Origin of the sequence: Phytopseudomonas seleniipraecipitans (assembly GCF_900102335.1) — a bacterium.
Taxonomy (GTDB): Bacteria; Pseudomonadota; Gammaproteobacteria; order Pseudomonadales; family Pseudomonadaceae; genus Aquipseudomonas; species Aquipseudomonas seleniipraecipitans.
This window is the reverse complement of the sequence record NZ_FNBM01000007.1, coordinates 226,562-240,754: the sequence shown is the minus strand read 5'-3', so window position 1 is coordinate 240,754 and position 14,193 is coordinate 226,562. Positions and strand designations below refer to the sequence as shown.

14 protein-coding genes and 1 pseudogene are annotated in these 14,193 nt (G+C 57.9%); 4 read left to right on the top strand and 11 right to left on the bottom strand.

What is annotated here, in order from left to right; all coding sequences use genetic code 11:
• Positions 1 to 355: 355 nt before the first annotated feature.
• The 5 genes from queD to pnuC all read right to left on the bottom strand — a co-directional run bounded on the left by queD (position 356) and on the right by pnuC (position 5,024).
• Positions 356 to 712 carry a 6-carboxytetrahydropterin synthase QueD gene (gene queD / locus BLS60_RS16055; protein ID WP_083328728.1) on the bottom strand — a complete coding sequence of 119 codons (357 nt, stop codon included), beginning with the start codon at positions 710 to 712 and terminating at the stop codon, positions 356 to 358.
• Positions 713 to 779: 67 nt separating this feature from the next.
• Positions 780 to 1,922, bottom strand: coding sequence for a catalase family protein (locus BLS60_RS16050; protein WP_092369974.1), 1,143 nt, complete (start codon positions 1,920 to 1,922; stop codon positions 780 to 782).
• Positions 1,915 to 3,825, bottom strand: coding sequence for a di-heme-cytochrome C peroxidase (locus BLS60_RS16045; RefSeq protein WP_092369971.1), 1,911 nt, complete (start codon positions 3,823 to 3,825; stop codon positions 1,915 to 1,917). Before BLS60_RS16045 ends, BLS60_RS16050 begins: the two co-directional genes overlap by 8 nt.
• 111 nt (positions 3,826 to 3,936) lie before the next feature.
• On the bottom strand, positions 3,937 to 4,461 hold the full coding sequence (locus tag BLS60_RS16040) for an AAA family ATPase (RefSeq protein WP_070883027.1): 525 nt from the start codon (positions 4,459 to 4,461) through the stop codon (positions 3,937 to 3,939).
• Complete coding sequence (gene pnuC / locus BLS60_RS16035) at positions 4,458 to 5,024, bottom strand: nicotinamide riboside transporter PnuC (protein WP_092369968.1); 567 nt, start codon at positions 5,022 to 5,024, stop codon at positions 4,458 to 4,460. Before pnuC ends, BLS60_RS16040 begins: the two co-directional genes overlap by 4 nt.
• A gap of 245 nt (positions 5,025 to 5,269) precedes the next feature.
• On the opposite strand from pnuC, the gene BLS60_RS16030 reads away from it, so the two are divergent.
• Both BLS60_RS16030 and BLS60_RS16025 read left to right on the top strand, forming a co-directional pair.
• Positions 5,270 to 6,100: an undecaprenyl-diphosphate phosphatase gene (locus BLS60_RS16030; protein WP_070883029.1), complete on the top strand. Its 831-nt coding sequence runs from the start codon at positions 5,270 to 5,272 to the stop codon at positions 6,098 to 6,100.
• A gap of 24 nt (positions 6,101 to 6,124) precedes the next feature.
• Positions 6,125 to 6,847: a DUF1294 domain-containing protein gene (locus BLS60_RS16025; RefSeq protein ID WP_092369965.1), complete on the top strand. Its 723-nt coding sequence runs from the start codon at positions 6,125 to 6,127 to the stop codon at positions 6,845 to 6,847.
• Here the strand turns inward: BLS60_RS16025 and BLS60_RS16020 are convergent.
• The 5 genes from BLS60_RS16020 to BLS60_RS16000 all read right to left on the bottom strand — a co-directional run bounded on the left by BLS60_RS16020 (position 6,842) and on the right by BLS60_RS16000 (position 11,113).
• The gene (locus BLS60_RS16020; protein WP_092369962.1) at positions 6,842 to 7,195 is read right to left on the bottom strand and encodes an MmcQ/YjbR family DNA-binding protein; all 354 of its coding nucleotides are present in this window, start codon (positions 7,193 to 7,195) and stop codon (positions 6,842 to 6,844) included. The genes BLS60_RS16025 and BLS60_RS16020 overlap by 6 nt on opposite strands.
• 2 nt (positions 7,196 to 7,197) lie before the next feature.
• Complete coding sequence (locus tag BLS60_RS16015; RefSeq protein WP_092369959.1) at positions 7,198 to 8,391, bottom strand: MFS transporter; 1,194 nt, start codon at positions 8,389 to 8,391, stop codon at positions 7,198 to 7,200.
• Positions 8,392 to 8,443: 52 nt separating this feature from the next.
• A complete protein-coding gene (locus tag BLS60_RS16010; protein ID WP_092369957.1) occupies positions 8,444 to 9,352 on the bottom strand; it encodes a LysR substrate-binding domain-containing protein in 909 nt (302 codons plus the stop codon).
• A gap of 181 nt (positions 9,353 to 9,533) precedes the next feature.
• On the bottom strand, positions 9,534 to 10,457 hold the full coding sequence (locus BLS60_RS16005; RefSeq protein WP_092369954.1) for a LysR substrate-binding domain-containing protein: 924 nt from the start codon (positions 10,455 to 10,457) through the stop codon (positions 9,534 to 9,536).
• 293 nt (positions 10,458 to 10,750) lie between these two features.
• Positions 10,751 to 11,113, bottom strand: a complete 363-nt coding sequence (locus tag BLS60_RS16000; protein ID WP_092369951.1) for a histone-like nucleoid-structuring protein, MvaT/MvaU family — start codon at positions 11,111 to 11,113, stop codon at positions 10,751 to 10,753.
• Between the two features lie 163 nt (positions 11,114 to 11,276).
• On the opposite strand from BLS60_RS16000, the gene BLS60_RS15995 reads away from it, so the two are divergent.
• Complete coding sequence (locus BLS60_RS15995) at positions 11,277 to 12,236, top strand: endonuclease (protein ID WP_092369948.1); 960 nt, start codon at positions 11,277 to 11,279, stop codon at positions 12,234 to 12,236.
• Positions 12,237 to 12,272: 36 nt separating this feature from the next.
• A pseudogene (locus tag BLS60_RS15990) lies at positions 12,273 to 12,755 on the top strand (methyl-accepting chemotaxis protein); the annotation flags it as partial.
• 237 nt (positions 12,756 to 12,992) lie between these two features.
• On the opposite strand, the gene BLS60_RS15985 reads toward BLS60_RS15990, so the two are convergent.
• Complete coding sequence (locus BLS60_RS15985; RefSeq protein WP_092369945.1) at positions 12,993 to 14,174, bottom strand: acyl-CoA dehydrogenase; 1,182 nt, start codon at positions 14,172 to 14,174, stop codon at positions 12,993 to 12,995.
• Between the last annotated feature and the right edge of the window lie 19 nt (positions 14,175 to 14,193).

Here is a 14,193-nt window from a genome sequence, read left to right as displayed (position 1 = left end):
CAGGTGAGGGCAGTGGCGATCTTGTGGTGGAAGGGTGGAGCGTCTTCCACCCTACGCGAGCGTGGAGGTTTTATAGCCTGGGTTAGCCGAAGGCGTAACCCGGGGCAGGGATTTGAGTTTGCAGCCGCTCGGTTACGCACGAAGAACGTACCGACGATAAGCGCAGCGATATCCAAGTAGCTACCGAGCTCAACAACAACGAAGCCCGCATATAGCGGGCTTCGTTGTTTGGTGTGTACTCTGCTAATGCAGTGAGTCCGGCAGTTGTCCTTTTTAGGCCCCCATCGCGAGGGGTTCTAGACGTACGCCGGCCGATGAAAACCCGCATAGAGATCGCTCTGCATAACAGGCTGTGTCAGTCGCCACGATACTCGCAGCCGCTGCTGCAGGTCTCGTGAATACGGATGCGCGACAGTTCGGGTAGTAATGGCTTGAGTTGCTGCCATACCCATTTGGCAAGCACCTCGCTGGTCGGGTTTTCCAGACCAGGGATGTCGTTGAGATAGTTGTGGTCCAGTTGTTCATAGATCGGCTTGAAGATGGCCTTTATCTCGGAAAAGTCGCGTATCCAGCCAGTATGTGGGTCGACGTCACCCTCGATATAGACCGCGATGCGGAACGAATGGCCATGCAGGCGTGCGCATTTGTGACCTTCCGGTACATGAGGGAGCCGGTGGGCGGCTTCGAAGATGAATTCTTTGAACAGTTCCAAGGCCAGCCTCTTTATCTACAGTGCGAACAGGCTGCGATTCTAACAGCCTGTTCGTGCCGTAGGGCGCTCACTGAGCCTGGACGGCGTTACGGTCATGGCGGTAGACGCTGATCGCTTCGTAAACTGCCTTGCGCAGTCGGTTGATGCCGCCGATGGGGCGATGTTCCGGTAGGGCATGCCAAGGGTTGAAGGACAGGTTGTCGCAAAACAGGTTTTGCTCTGCGCTATCGAAATCCTGGGCGTGCAGGCGGATGTCGGCAACGGTTTCGAACGGTGAAACTCGCTCGTCCCATTCCACGCTGGGGTCCTCGATCGGCATGTAGTAATCCGGGTTTTGCCGTTGCACCTGCAGGGCAAAGCAGGCCGGCATGCGATCCAGCGACAGCTGCTGGTACAGCGAGCTACGCAGAAAATTGGGCAGATCGGTGTTGGGCTTGGGAATGGCGTAGCTCGGGCAATTTTCCGGCGTGGGAGTGACCCTATACTTGATATTGTGTGGCCCCAACTTAAACGGTGCGATGGAGTTGTAGGTGGTTTCCACCGGGCTGTTGGGCGCTGGTGACAGCGTTTTCAGGGCAATCGCCAAGTGACGGATCTCCCAGCTGCGCGGGTCCCAGCTAGGGAAGAAGGCCAAAGCTTTCTTTCCGTCTGCCTGAGCGGCAAAGTTGCTCTGGTACTCGGCCACGTCACGCACGAAGAAGGCAGGGTGATTGAACATCACTAAATCCTGCTCCCTGGCGTGCCGGGGGTTGGCGAGCAGCTTGCCGCCTGGAACGTCGAGCAGCTTGATGGCCATGCCCCTGGCGTCACGAGCTCGGTCGAACTGCGGGTAGGCGTTTCCATTGGATAAGCGCATCCAGGCCTGCCAGCTTTTGCCAGGTTCGCTGAGAACACCATGACGCAGTGTTTCCTCGAGGTCTGCTCTTACGGTGACCTCGGCCTTCACGCAGCCGTGGGCCTTGGCGTGAGCGTCGCGTAACACACGAGTGTTATCGCGATGCTGTTCGACCACGCGGATCGCATCTTCGATGATACCCGCGGTATAGCCTGCCTCATCTGCGGGAATCTGCTCTTCGCTGGCGACCGGGCCTGAGAACTTCCAGCTGTAGTACGCTTCGGCGATGCCCCAGCCGGCGAGGCCAACCACCAGTAACACCAGTAAGGTTCTACCCAGGAACCGGCCGAGCCAAAGCCAAAAACGTTTAAACATCGTCGGAATCCTTGTGGTTAGCTGTCACGCTGCCCTGGCAGAGCTGGCCCGGGTTCCAGGGTTTTCCCGGCATGTCGCGCAATCGTTTTTCCAGTCGTGGATTACCGAGCACCTTGAGGTACTCGACCAATGCCCAGCGTTCTTCCGGCTGCAGGCCACGACCGATCACCCCGTTATTGCGGCAGCCATCGCGGAATTCATGACCGCGATTGCTGTTGCCTTTGATACGGGTATCGAAGAGGAAGCCGCCGGAAAACTTTTCACTGACGAAGCCAACGTGTTGGGGATCGAACTCGAAATTGCCCACCCAGAAGCGGGCTGGGCGCTCAGATATCGGCGACAGCAAATGAAAAAGTGACGGTACCGAGCCGTTGTGTAGAAATGGCGGCGTGGCCCAGATCGCATCCAGTGGCCGCGCTTTGTAGCCGCGGACCTCTTGAACGCCGATAGGCAGGCCATAGCCGTCCATGCGCCTGCGCTGTTCTGCAGTGATGCCGTTGTCGCGATAGGCACGCTCTTCGACGTATGCCGTAACGTAAGCCAGCGCCTCGGCGGTTGAAACAGCGCTGAAGTCGATCTTGTCGAGGCTGTTGCTGAACAGTTTGACGTCGAGTTTCGCCAGCTCGGCTTTTTTCCATCCCAGCTTGCTGATGTCGAAGCGATGGTCGGCAATGTTGTCAGCGGTGGTGGCGTCGGTACCGACGATCTCGGTCGGGATGATCCGCATGTGCCATTCGGGATCGCGCTCTGGGGCCACGCGCTGGGCGGGTGGGACTACCTTTGGCGAGTGACAATGGGCGCAGTTCTCGTTGAACAGAGCGCGTCCCTGGCTGGCCAAGCCAATATCCACCTTGCCGAAGACCTGTTCAGGCCACGCAGGCGGCCGCAGGCGCTTGAGCGTTTCCTCCAGTTCATAGAGATCGCTGATGCGAACACTGGAGGCATAACGTTGATCTTCCGGAACGGCCTGGCCGGTATCGTCGAGCAGGTGCAAGGTGGCGCCAACGCCAAGGGCTTCGCCAACGTTGCGCGCCATCGGCTGCATGGCTGAGCCGTTCCATTGCACCCAATCGAATTTCCAGATGTCCCACAGGTGCGGATAGCTGACCGGTGCATCGGCAACGCGATAGTTGGCGGCGTCGATGCTGTCACCAAAGGTGGTATTGGCGATGCGGCCGAACGCATCGGTACGGCCGAAACCTTCTTCGGTCGGGTAGAGCCCTCGATGCCAGTCGTTGTAGGCAGTGCTGAGCAACCGGTCGAGTACCGCCTTGAACTCGACGCGTAGCGTGTCGTAATCGCGCTCATAGTCTTCACTCAATACCTCATGGGCGAAGCGGCGGAATTTCAGTGGATTGTAATAGGTGAACGCCATGCTCATGCCGAGCGACTGGCCGAAGCTGCCGCCCTTGATAGTCGGTACGGTAGACGCCAGGGAGTGCAGCGCAGCGCCGCCGTCAATGCGCACGGCCTGCCCTTTGTAGCGCAATTCACCGGTGTGGCAGGCAGAGCAGGTGATGTCCAGGTACTGGACGCCGCTTTCGTCGTCCTGATGGCGGGCGAAACCTACCGGCAAGTTGCCCGGATTGAGCGGTGTGGCTTTCTGCCCCGGCTGGATGAGAAAACCGAAGCGTGCCAGGTACTCGGGTGCGGCGAACTTGCTCTTGCCGAACGGCTGTTCCAGTGCCGGGAACCAGGCGTATTGCAGGCCCTTAACACGCGTGCCTTGGGGCGTGTAGTAATAAAACTGACGGTCTCGGTCGCTCCATTGCCCCAGGTAATGGAGCTTTTCAGCCGGTTTGTAGGCGGGCAGGCTAGGGTAAGCAATGAAGTAGACGACGGTGAGGAGGGCGATCAGCAAAAGTAGCAGAATGATCTTCACGGTGCGGCGAATAAAGCGCATCGGGTACGTCCTTGTTGCGGTCTTCTAGTCGTGCTCCTTTATGCCCATACCTGTGAATAATGGCAAGATGCCACGCCTGCATGCCGCGAGGTTTGTGTGGTTTTTCACTGTTTAGTTTGTCAGCCAGGCTTCAACTCGTTGCATGACTGCTTGCTGACGTTCGCTCCAGGTTCCGGCGACTTCCAGTACCGGCTGCTCATTGCTCTCGAGCCAGTCGGCACAAGCCTGATGAAACGCTACTCGCTGAGCCAGATCTGGCTGGCAGCGCTGACCATCGCTGACCCACTCGACGCCGCGAGGGTCGAGCAACAGGTGCAAATGATATTCCCGCTCGAGCAACGCGGGTTCCATCCAGCCGGGGCAGTCGCCGAAAAGCTCGCGACTCCAGAGGATGTTGCTCAGCAGATGAGTATCGAGAATCAACAGGTGAGGGCGCTCGGCTCGCGCCGCGTCTTCCCATTCGAGCTGGCCTCTGGCGATCGTCGATATATCGGCGTAACAGGTGTCGCGTTGATTGCTGTCGATGAAGTGGCGCACGTACTCACCGACGACGATTCCCCCGAAGCGCTGATGCAGTTCGTTGGCTAGCCAGCTTTTGCCGCTGGACTCCGGGCCGGTCAATACCAACACTTTCATGATGTGCGCTCAGCCAGTTCGCGTCGCCACGTCAGCCAGCCGTGGCAGGCCAGTAAGGTGAAAAGGCCGTATAGGGCTGCGGTAGAGTAGAGCGCTTGCTCGATGAACAGTGCAACGAACAGCAGGTCGAGGACGATCCACAACAGCCAGCATTGCAGTCGTTTCCTGGCCATCCACAGTTGCGCGACCAGGCTGAAGGCGCAGAGCGTGGCGTCCTGCCATGGCGCGCTGGCATCGGTGTAGCTGACCATCAGCATGCCCAGCGCGAGCGAACCGACTAGACCCAGCGCCAAGCCGGAGCCAATCTGCAGCAGGCCAAGGCGCGAGACGTGCAGTCGTTCATCGGGCCGCTCGCCTCGCGTCCAGTGCCACCACCCGTATAACTGCAGGGCGGCATAGACGAACTGCAGCAGCGCGTTGGAATACAGCCTGGCCTGAAAAAACACCCAGGCGTAGAGCACCACCATGACCAGGCCGATAGGCCAGCACAAAGGGTTTTGGCGTACGGTCAGCCAGACTGCAATCAGGCCAAGCAGTGACGCGCAGGCTTCAAGTGGTGACATGGAGTCTCTAAGCGAATGGTCATGTAAGGGCGCGCATTCTATCCCGTGGCATGGCGCTCGTCTCGCCGCGTGAGGCGCCAGAATCCGGGCGGTTTGCGAGACGCTGTTGATAGCAGTATGAAAGTGAAAATATCTGGTTTATAACTGCCGCTTTTTTCGGCCATGCTGGAACCTCCTCCAACTGCCCCAGTCCGAGAATCACCCCCTTTTCAGCCAGTCTATCTGGCGCGCTCGCAGGAGTTCCAATGGATAGTTGGCTCGCATTTCAGGCACTCATCCTGGGTATCGTCGAAGGCCTCACCGAGTTTCTGCCGATTTCCAGCACCGGTCACCTGATCGTGGTCGGCGATTTGCTGTCGTTCAATGGCGAGCGCGCCACGGCGTTCAAGATCATCATCCAGCTCGGCGCTATTCTTGCGGTGATGTGGGAGTTCCGCCAGCGTATTACCTCGGTAGTAGCCGGGCTGGGCAGTGATCCGGTGGCGCGGCGTTTTACGGTCAACGTGTTGGTGGCCTTCATACCCGCAGTGATTCTCGGCTTGCTGTTTGCCGACCTTATCGAGCACTGGCTGTTCAACCCCATCACCGTCAGCGCCGCTCTGGTCATCGGTGGCGTGATCATGCTGTGGGCGGAGAAGCGCCAGCATCGCATCGTGGCCGAGTCGGTCGACGACATGGACTGGAAGTTGGCCCTGAAGGTCGGCTTTGCGCAGTGTCTGGCCTTGATCCCAGGCACGTCGCGCTCTGGTTCAACGATCATTGGCGGCCTGCTGTTCGGCCTGTCGCGCAAGGCGGCTACTGAATTTTCATTCTTCCTGGCCATGCCGACGATGATTGCGGCCACCGTCTACTCGCTCTACAAGTACCGCGACATCCTGCAGTGGAGTGACTTGCCGATGTTCGCTATCGGTTTTGTCACTACCTTTATCGTCGCTATGCTGACGGTGCGGGCATTGCTGGTATTCATCGCCAACCACAGTTACGCAGTGTTTGCCTGGTATCGGATCGCCTTCGGCTTGGTGATTCTGGCGACCTGGCAATTCGGGATAATCGACTGGAGTACGGCCGAAGGCTGATCGCCTCGCCAGACAGGGAAGAGCATGCAGATGAAGGAACAGGCCGGCCGGATAAAGAGCTGGAATGATGACAAAGGCTTCGGCTTTATCCAGCCCGCAACAGGGGGCGCCGAGGTATTCGCGCATATCTCGGCAATGCGCGGTGATCGACGGCCGAACTCAGGTGATCACGTGTTGTTTATTGCCGGGCGCGACGAGCGCGGGCGCATGCGTGCCGAGCACCTTAGGCTCGCGGGTGAGCTGAGTATCGATCAGCCACAGATTCGCGTGAAGCCGCGGGCAGCCGCGCCTGACCGTAAGCCCCGGCCGGCGCCAAAGCCGCGCAGTCGTACTGCCCGCGAGCCACAAGCGGCGCTGCGTAATCCGCTTGCCAAACTGATCATTTTTGCCGGGTTGTGCGGCCTGCCGTTAATCGGCTCGCTGCGTTGGCTGACGGGTTTGCAATCTTTCTGGCCGCTGTTGCTTTATCCGGTGGCCAGCGTGCTGTGCTTTTTTCTGTACTGGAGCGACAAGAGCAGCGCCAAAAAAGGCGGCCAGCGTATTCCAGAAAACACCTTGCACTTGGTCGAGCTGGCCGGCGGCTGGCCAGGCGCACTGTTGGCGCAGCAGGCGTTCCGCCATAAAACTCGCAAAGGCTCCTATCAGGCGCTGTTCTGGTTCATCGTCGCGCTGCATCAGCTCTTCTGGGTTGATCAACTGTTGCTGAATGGCGCGTACACCGGAAACTGGCTGCGCGGGCTGTCATAGGTCGAGCAGCAGGCCGACTTGCTGCTTCCTGGATAGGCGCCTCACCACCAATTGGTGCGAACGTTTCAGCAATTCGCCTAGCTCTTCATCGTTCAGCGGTGGTTGGCTACCGCTCATGCTGATCCAGTGGGCACGAGCAAGGTAAGGGGCGGGGCGAATACCGGGACGGTCCGTGTAACCTAGGAACAATGCGTCATCGACCTTGAAGGCGAGGTTGTCACCCAGAAAGTCGACGATGGCGAACATTTTGTTGTGCGCCACGGAGAACACCTGATTGCTGCCCCACTTATAGTCGACGCGCGCGCCCGGCAGTTGCAGGCAGAAGGCGAAGATTTCTTCACGGGTCATGGCTAGGCGTCTTTAGGCCGCTCAGCCCAGCGCAGCAGCAGGAGCGTCAGGCCAAGGCCGATGAGTGAGAGCAGGCCGGAGGCCAGGAAAACCGCGCCGTAGTCATAGGCGCTGGCAATCAGGCCCATCAGCGGCCCGGCAATGCCAAGCGCCAGGTCGAAGAACAGCGCATACGCGCCCAGCGCCGAGCTGCGGCTGGCTGCAGGGATATTGCCGATGGCCTCGACGCCGAGTGCCGGGTAGACCAGCGACAGGCCAAAGCCGGTCAGCGCTGCGCCACACAGCGCCAGCGCCGGACTCGGTGCGAGCCACAGCAGCAACAGCCCGAGGCTCTCGATGGCCAGGCAGATGGTCGCGACCCGATAGCCGCCGCGGCGCTCGATGGTCCCGGCGAACAGCAAGCGTGCGGCGATAAATGCCAAGCCGAATGCGCTCAGGCAATAAGCCGCGTGCTCCCAGCCAAGACTGGCGTAATACAGGGTGACGAAGGTCGCCAAGGTGCCGAAGCCGATGGAGCCCAACGCGAGCGCCACACCATTGGGCGCGATGGCCAGGAATACACTGTGGAACGGCAGGCGTTTGCCTTGAATGATCGGGATGGCGGGCTTGTCGCGGGCAACCCAGAACGCCCCAAGGCTTAGCACGGTAATCGCGCAACCAATACTCCAGAGGCCGAGCGAGGCGGCCATCAGCACGCCCAGCGGTGCGCCGATGGCGATGGCGCCATAGGAGGCGATGCCGTTCCAAGAGATTACCCGCGCGGTGTTTTCTGCACCGACACGACCGATGCCCCACGTGATGGCGCCCGTACCTATCAGCGCCTGGGAAATCCCTAGCGATACACGACCGGCCAACAGCAACGCCAAACCGAACTCGCCGGACACGCCATGCAGGCTGGTTGCCGCCAGGGTCAGCACGCCGCTGCCTGCTGCCCCGGCCAGCCCATACACCACTGCCCGTTTGGGACCGATGCGGTCGATCAGCACGCCAGTCACCGGCCGAGAAACCAGGGTCACCAGATATTGAAGGCTGATCACCAGGCCTGCCATCACCGAGCCGTAACCGAGTTCGTTGAGTACGAAGCCAGGCAGCACTGCAAGCGGCAGACCCACGCACAGAAAACCGATAAAGGTGAAAAAAACCACTGCAAGGATTCGGGCAGTCTGGCCGGGAATGGCGGGCTTGCGAGCGGTCATCGGGTATCCTGTTTGATTGAAGAAGGGGTAAATCACCTTTCCCTGGATCGGGCTACCTGGTGCCCTCATTCGCAATTCCAGGCAGCAGCCAGCCGTTGGTCGCGGCGTACGCCAGATGCTCCAGCCAGGCCCTCACCGCGGGCAGCATACCTCGTCGATGAGGGTAGACAGCCTGCAAATGGCCACCGGGTAGTTCCCAGTCTGGCAGTAGGTGGACAAGTCGACCAGCCTGCAAGTCGGTTGCGCATTTGGTATGCGGCAGCATGGTGAAGCCAAGCCCCTGCAGCGCAGCTTCTCGACGTATGTCGAAATCTTCGATGCTCAGACGCGCTTCGAAAGTCACTTCGCGGCGAAGTCCACTGCGATTCTTCAGCAGGTGGTGAATGCGCCGGTCGACTCCCACGGCGCCGAGCGCCGGCAGCTGCTGCAGATCATCCGGGGTAACGATGTCGTGATTGTGCAACAAGGCCGGAGTTGCCACCAGATAAGCGGTGGCCGGCGCCAACTGACGGGCAATCAGCGAAGGATCCTCGTCACTTTGATCACGGACCCTGAGGGCGACGTCGATGCCTTCCTGCACTAGGTCCACCCGGCGATTGGTGAGGATCATGTCCAATTGAACCAGGGGATAGCTCAGCAGGAAGGTGCTGATCACCTGATGCAGGCCCGCGCGCGCCAGTTCGCTGGGGCAGGACACGCGAATTCTTCCGCGCGGTTCGCTGCCAAGTGACGCTACCGCCTCCTGCGCTTGCTCGGCTTCAAGCAGCATCGCCTGGCAATGGCTCAGAAAGCGTTCACCGGTTTCGGTCAGTGCCAGCTTGCGTGTGGTGCGCTGCAGCAAACGTACGCCCAGACGGGCTTCAAGTTCAGCCACTCGCCGTGACAGACGTGATTTGGGAATGCCTAGTTGCTGCCCGGCAGCGCTGAATCCGCCGTGTTCTATCACTTTGGCAAAATACATGAGGTGACCCGGATTCCTAGGCGAACCACTGATCAAATCTTAAAAATCCCTTATCTATCATGCGGATATACAGTTTTAAGGTTTGACGACTCGTCAAAAATACTCTAATCGCACTCATGTTTAGATCTGTACATTCTTCAAGCTTCAATATATGGCTAAGTACGGTTTGACCAGAGCATTTTCACAGCATCCTGTCTCCGCATTCTTGAAAGCCTAGCTCAAGGTGATGCAACCAAGCACGAACAACGGGAAGCACTCCCTTGCGATGTGGATACGCTGCCTGCAGCCATGCGGGTGGGCAGTGCCATTCAGGAAGAAGGCGGACGAGCTGACCCGTTGATAGCTCAGGTTCACAGTGCATCTTCGGTAAAGTTGTGAACCCCAAGCCTGCGAGAGCTAGCTGCTTTCTCATCTCGAAATCCTCAACTCCCAGCCGTGGCTGCAGTGCTAGCTCGAACTTCTCACCACTCTGGCCCAGCAACCGAATACGCGATAAGCGGTCGTAGTCTGTCGCGCCTAGAAAGTGAAGGTCTGCTAACTCGCTTGGGTGTTTGACTCCGGCTGCTTTGGCAAACTCAGGCGAGGCAACCACTTCGGTATGTGCCTCTCGTAGTCGACGAGTGATGAGGTTAGGCTCCTCGTCATGGGGCTCACGTACACGAAGGGCCACATCAATTCCTTCATTGATCAAGTCGACACGGCGATTCACAAGGAGCAGATCAAGTTGAACATCAGGGTAGGCTTTGAGGAAGGCCTGTACGAGAGGGGTGAGAAACCTATTGGCTAACCCAATTGGACTGCTTACCCTCAGGACACCTCTTGGTTCGCTAGTAGCACTCGCGACGGCCTCCTCAGCTAAATCTGCTTCCAATACCATCGCTTGGCAGTGGCGCAGGTATCGCTCGCCTAGAGCAGTTAGCTGAAGCTTGCGCGTGGTTCGCTGCAGAAGACGAGCGCCTAGGCTCTTTTCAAGCTCTGCAATACGTCGTGATAAGCGTGATTTAGGGATCCCAAGCATTCGACTGGCGGAGGTGAATCCTCCTGCCTCGATAATCTTTGCAAAATAAAAAAGGTCATTTAAGTTTCTGGGCTCGCTAGCGGACACTTTCAAACCTATTGGTAGTTGGCTTGAGGTTATTAGTGATCAACTGAGTAGCTGATTATACCCTCAGGTCTGGGTTATGTTAGCAAGAAAGCGACTAGCCAGCGGCCATCGGCACCACTACAGGCACTGCCGGCTCGTCCAGCAAATAAGCAGTAATTGTTTTTCCTCGGCGTTACAGATAAGTACCAAGCTTGAGGATTAGGTGGAGTAGCCCTTCAATCCTGATTGTCTTCAGGCTGTGCGCCAAAACTTGAGGTAAGAAAAGGCCGCTACTGCGGCCTTTTTTCTAACTGTTACTGAGTCCAGCTCTCAACAATATCCGAACCGTGCTCTTCTTTCCAGCTCTTCAGTACTTTATGGTTGCCGCCTTTGGTCTCAACAACTTCACCAGTGTTAGGGTTTTTGTAACGCTTTAAAGCACGCTCGCGGCGTACAGGCTTCTCTGCAACAGCAGCTTTGCGGCCCTTAGCTGCAGCCGGGTCGAGCAGAGCGATCACTGCTGGCAGCGAGTAGTTGTACTCAGCCAGCAGCTTGCGCAGTTTGCTTTCAAACTCGATTTCTTTCTGAAGGCCTTCGTCGCCCTGCAGGGCCGCAAGGCGCTGCTTGTGCTCTTCGATCTGGGCTTCAAGCGCTTTGAATTCTGCGAGTTTGGACATGGTGTCTCCCCAATAAAATTTTGATTATGTCTAGCGATGGCTTGTTGCTATTTGAATGGACAGTCTAAGTGAAAAGACATCCCGTTGCATTTTTTTGATAGTGACCTAGAGGAGGGCAGACCGCTTATAATGCTGCGCTTGATCCCTAGAATTAAGCTTTAGAATGAAGCAGGTTTTTCTCCTCCTTTCGGTACTCTTTTTCGCTGTAACCTCATCCTTCGCTAGTGCACCATCCAGTTTTGGTGAGGCAAAGGTCGTCGCAAAGCGTGAGGTGTTTTTCGATCAAGCTGGCGGGCCTGTCGGTGATCTTTATTGCGGCTGCAAATGGAAGTGGGTTGGGAAGTCTGGGGGAAGAGTAGATGCAGAGTCTTGCGGCTACGAAACCAGGAAGCAGCAGACCCGTGCCGAAAGGACGGAGTGGGAGCACATTGTGCCCGCTTGGCAGTTTGGCCATCAGCGGCAGTGTTGGCAGAACGGCGGGCGTAAGAACTGCGTCGCAACTGATCCTGTTTTCCGGGCGATGGAGGCTGATCTCTACAACCTCTACCCCGCAGTGGGAGAAGTGAATGGCGATCGCGCGCACTTCAACTATGGCATGGTCTCTGGTGTCTCGCCTCAGTATGGCCAATGCTCGACTCGCGTTGATTTTGATGCGAGGACTACTGAGCCACGTGATGAGGTAAAAGGGCTTGTTGCTCGCACAACGTTTTACATGTTCGATCGGTACGGATTGAACATGTCGCGGCAACAGCAGCAGCTCCTGATGGCCTGGAGCAAGCAGTACCCTCCGACTTCTTGGGAGGTAGAACGCAACGAGCGGATCGCGAAGGTCGTTGGATACCCGAATGCCTTTGTGACTGGTGAGCGAGTATGGAGTTTGGGGTACAAGCCTACAGGTGATGGGCTCAAGAGAGGCTCGTCGGCAGCCGCCGCGCGCCAAGTCGGATCGTCAGCGGATGTGAGCGCAGAAGGCGAAGTGATAGGAAATCGGCGTAGTAATGTCTATCACTTGTCTAGCGGCTGCCCCGGCTTCAGCCAAGTATTACCGAAGAACCAAGTGGCATTTGGGTCAGAAGCTGAGGCTATCAAGGCTGGGTTCCGCAAAGCCGGCAACTGCAGGTGAGGTGTAGCGTATGGGAATATGGGATCGGCTATTCGAGCAGAGCAGACCAATCTGCTTGCCCTGAACGCGGCCATCGAAGCTGCGCGAGCGGGAGAGCAAGGACGCGGTTTTGCGGTGGTAGCCGATGAAGTCAGGGCGCTTGCGCATCGAACGCAAACATCCACGCAAGAAATTGAACAGATGATCGGTGGCATTCTCAAGGGGGCAGAGCAGGCGACGAAAGCCATGAGTGAAAGTTGCACGCAGGCTGACGGTACCCTGACGATTGCTCACGAAGCCGGCACCGCTCTGAGTCTGATCGCGAAGGCCATCAACGAAATCAACGAAATGAATCTCATGATCGCCACTGCATCGGAGCAGCAAGCCCAAGTTGCCCGATCAGTCGACGGGAACCTGATGAGCATTCGCGATCTTTCCATCCAGAGCGCAACGGGAGCCCACCAAACCGCTGCTGCGAGCGCTGAGCTTTCACGCCTTGCGGTGGACATGAGCAGGTTGGTTGGTATGTTCTCGATCTGAGTGGGGAATGCCACGCGATCACATTGCATGGATTCCTCGCAATGTGATCGCCTGGCGATTTAGAACATACGCAAAGCTACTGTTTTCAGGGTGGGCATTAACCAGTAAGTAGTGCCTAGCGTTTAAATTAATAGGCAAACTCTGTCGCTACTAGAACTAAAACCCTTGAAAACCTTAGGTACGGTTTATGGGTAACCACTTGACGCAGTAGATGCACCGTAAAAGTGGAGCTGTTCGCTAGAAGAACGCCTGGATGCCGGTCTGCGCGCGGCCAAGAATCAGCGCGTGCACGTCATGGGTACCTTCGTAGGTATTCACCACCTCGAGGTTGACCAGATGGCGGGCCACGCCGAACTCGTCGCTGATGCCGTTACCGCCGAGCATGTCGCGGGCCATGCGCGCGATATCCAGCGACTTGCCGCAGCTGTTGCGCTTCATGATCGAGGTGATTTCCACCGCAGCGGTACCTTCATCCTTCATCCGCCCCAGGCGCAGGCAGCCTTGCAGGGCCAGGGTGATCTCGGTCTGCATGTCGGCCAGCTTTTTCTGGATCAACTGGTTGGCAGCCAGCGGGCGACCGAACTGCTGACGATCCAGGGTGTACTGACGCGCGGTGTGCCAGCACGCTTCGGCGGCGCCCAGCGCTCCCCAGCTGATACCGTAGCGGGCAGAGTTCAGGCAGGTGAACGGGCCGCGCAGGCCGCGCACGTCCGGAAAGGCGTTTTCTTCGGGGCAGAACACGTTGTCCATGACGATCTCGCCGGTGATCGAGGCACGCAGGCCGACCTTGCCGTGGATCGCAGGAGCCGACAGTCCTTCCCAGCCCTTTTCCAGCACGAAGCCGCGGATCTCGCCGGCGTCATCCTTGGCCCAGACCACAAAAACGTCGGCGATCGGGCTGTTGGTGATCCACATTTTACTGCCGCTCAAGCGGTAGCCGCCGTCGACCTTCTTCGCACGGGTGATCATCGAGCCCGGATCGGAGCCGTGGTTGGGCTCGGTGAGGCCGAAGCAGCCGATGTACTCTCCGGTGGCCAGCTTGGGCAGGTACTTCTGTTTGGTGGCTTCGTTGCCGAACTCATTGATCGGCACCATCACCAGCGACGACTGCACACTCATCATCGAGCGATAACCGGAATCGATGCGCTCCACCTCGCGGGCGATCAAGCCATAGCACACGTAGTTGAGACCGCTACCGCCGTAGACTTCGGGGATGGTCGCGCCGAGCAGACCGGTGTCACCCATCTCACGGAAAATCGCCGGGTCAGTCTTCTCATGACGGAAGGCCTCGAGAACCCGGGGCGCCAGCTTGTCGGCGGCGAACTGCTCGGCGCTGTCGCGCACCATGCGTTCTTCTTCGGTGAGCTGCTGATCGAGCAGCAGTGGATCAATCCAATTGAAGCTTGCTTTAGTAATCATGTTCTAGCCTCAGGAAATT

Bases quoted from the DNA above. Each gene is read 5' to 3' on its own strand.
- BLS60_RS16050 (WP_092369974.1), bottom strand. From the start codon at position 1,922: ATGTTTAAACGTTTTTGGCTTTGGCTCGGCCGGTTCCTGGGTAGAACC.
- BLS60_RS16045 (WP_092369971.1), bottom strand. From the start codon at position 3,825: ATGCGCTTTATTCGCCGCACCGTGAAGATCATTCTGCTACTTTTGCTG.
- BLS60_RS16040 (WP_070883027.1), bottom strand. From the start codon at position 4,461: ATGAAAGTGTTGGTATTGACCGGCCCGGAGTCCAGCGGCAAAAGCTGG.
- pnuC (WP_092369968.1), bottom strand. From the start codon at position 5,024: ATGTCACCACTTGAAGCCTGCGCGTCACTGCTTGGCCTGATTGCAGTC.
- BLS60_RS16030 (WP_070883029.1), top strand. From the start codon at position 5,270: ATGGATAGTTGGCTCGCATTTCAGGCACTCATCCTGGGTATCGTCGAA.
- BLS60_RS16025 (WP_092369965.1), top strand. From the start codon at position 6,125: ATGCAGATGAAGGAACAGGCCGGCCGGATAAAGAGCTGGAATGATGAC.
- BLS60_RS16020 (WP_092369962.1), bottom strand. From the start codon at position 7,195: ATGACCCGTGAAGAAATCTTCGCCTTCTGCCTGCAACTGCCGGGCGCG.
- BLS60_RS16015 (WP_092369959.1), bottom strand. From the start codon at position 8,391: ATGACCGCTCGCAAGCCCGCCATTCCCGGCCAGACTGCCCGAATCCTT.
- BLS60_RS16010 (WP_092369957.1), bottom strand. From the start codon at position 9,352: ATGTATTTTGCCAAAGTGATAGAACACGGCGGATTCAGCGCTGCCGGG.
- BLS60_RS16000 (WP_092369951.1), bottom strand. From the start codon at position 11,113: ATGTCCAAACTCGCAGAATTCAAAGCGCTTGAAGCCCAGATCGAAGAG.
- BLS60_RS15995 (WP_092369948.1), top strand. From the start codon at position 11,277: ATGAAGCAGGTTTTTCTCCTCCTTTCGGTACTCTTTTTCGCTGTAACC.
- BLS60_RS15985 (WP_092369945.1), bottom strand. From the start codon at position 14,174: ATGATTACTAAAGCAAGCTTCAATTGGATTGATCCACTGCTGCTCGAT.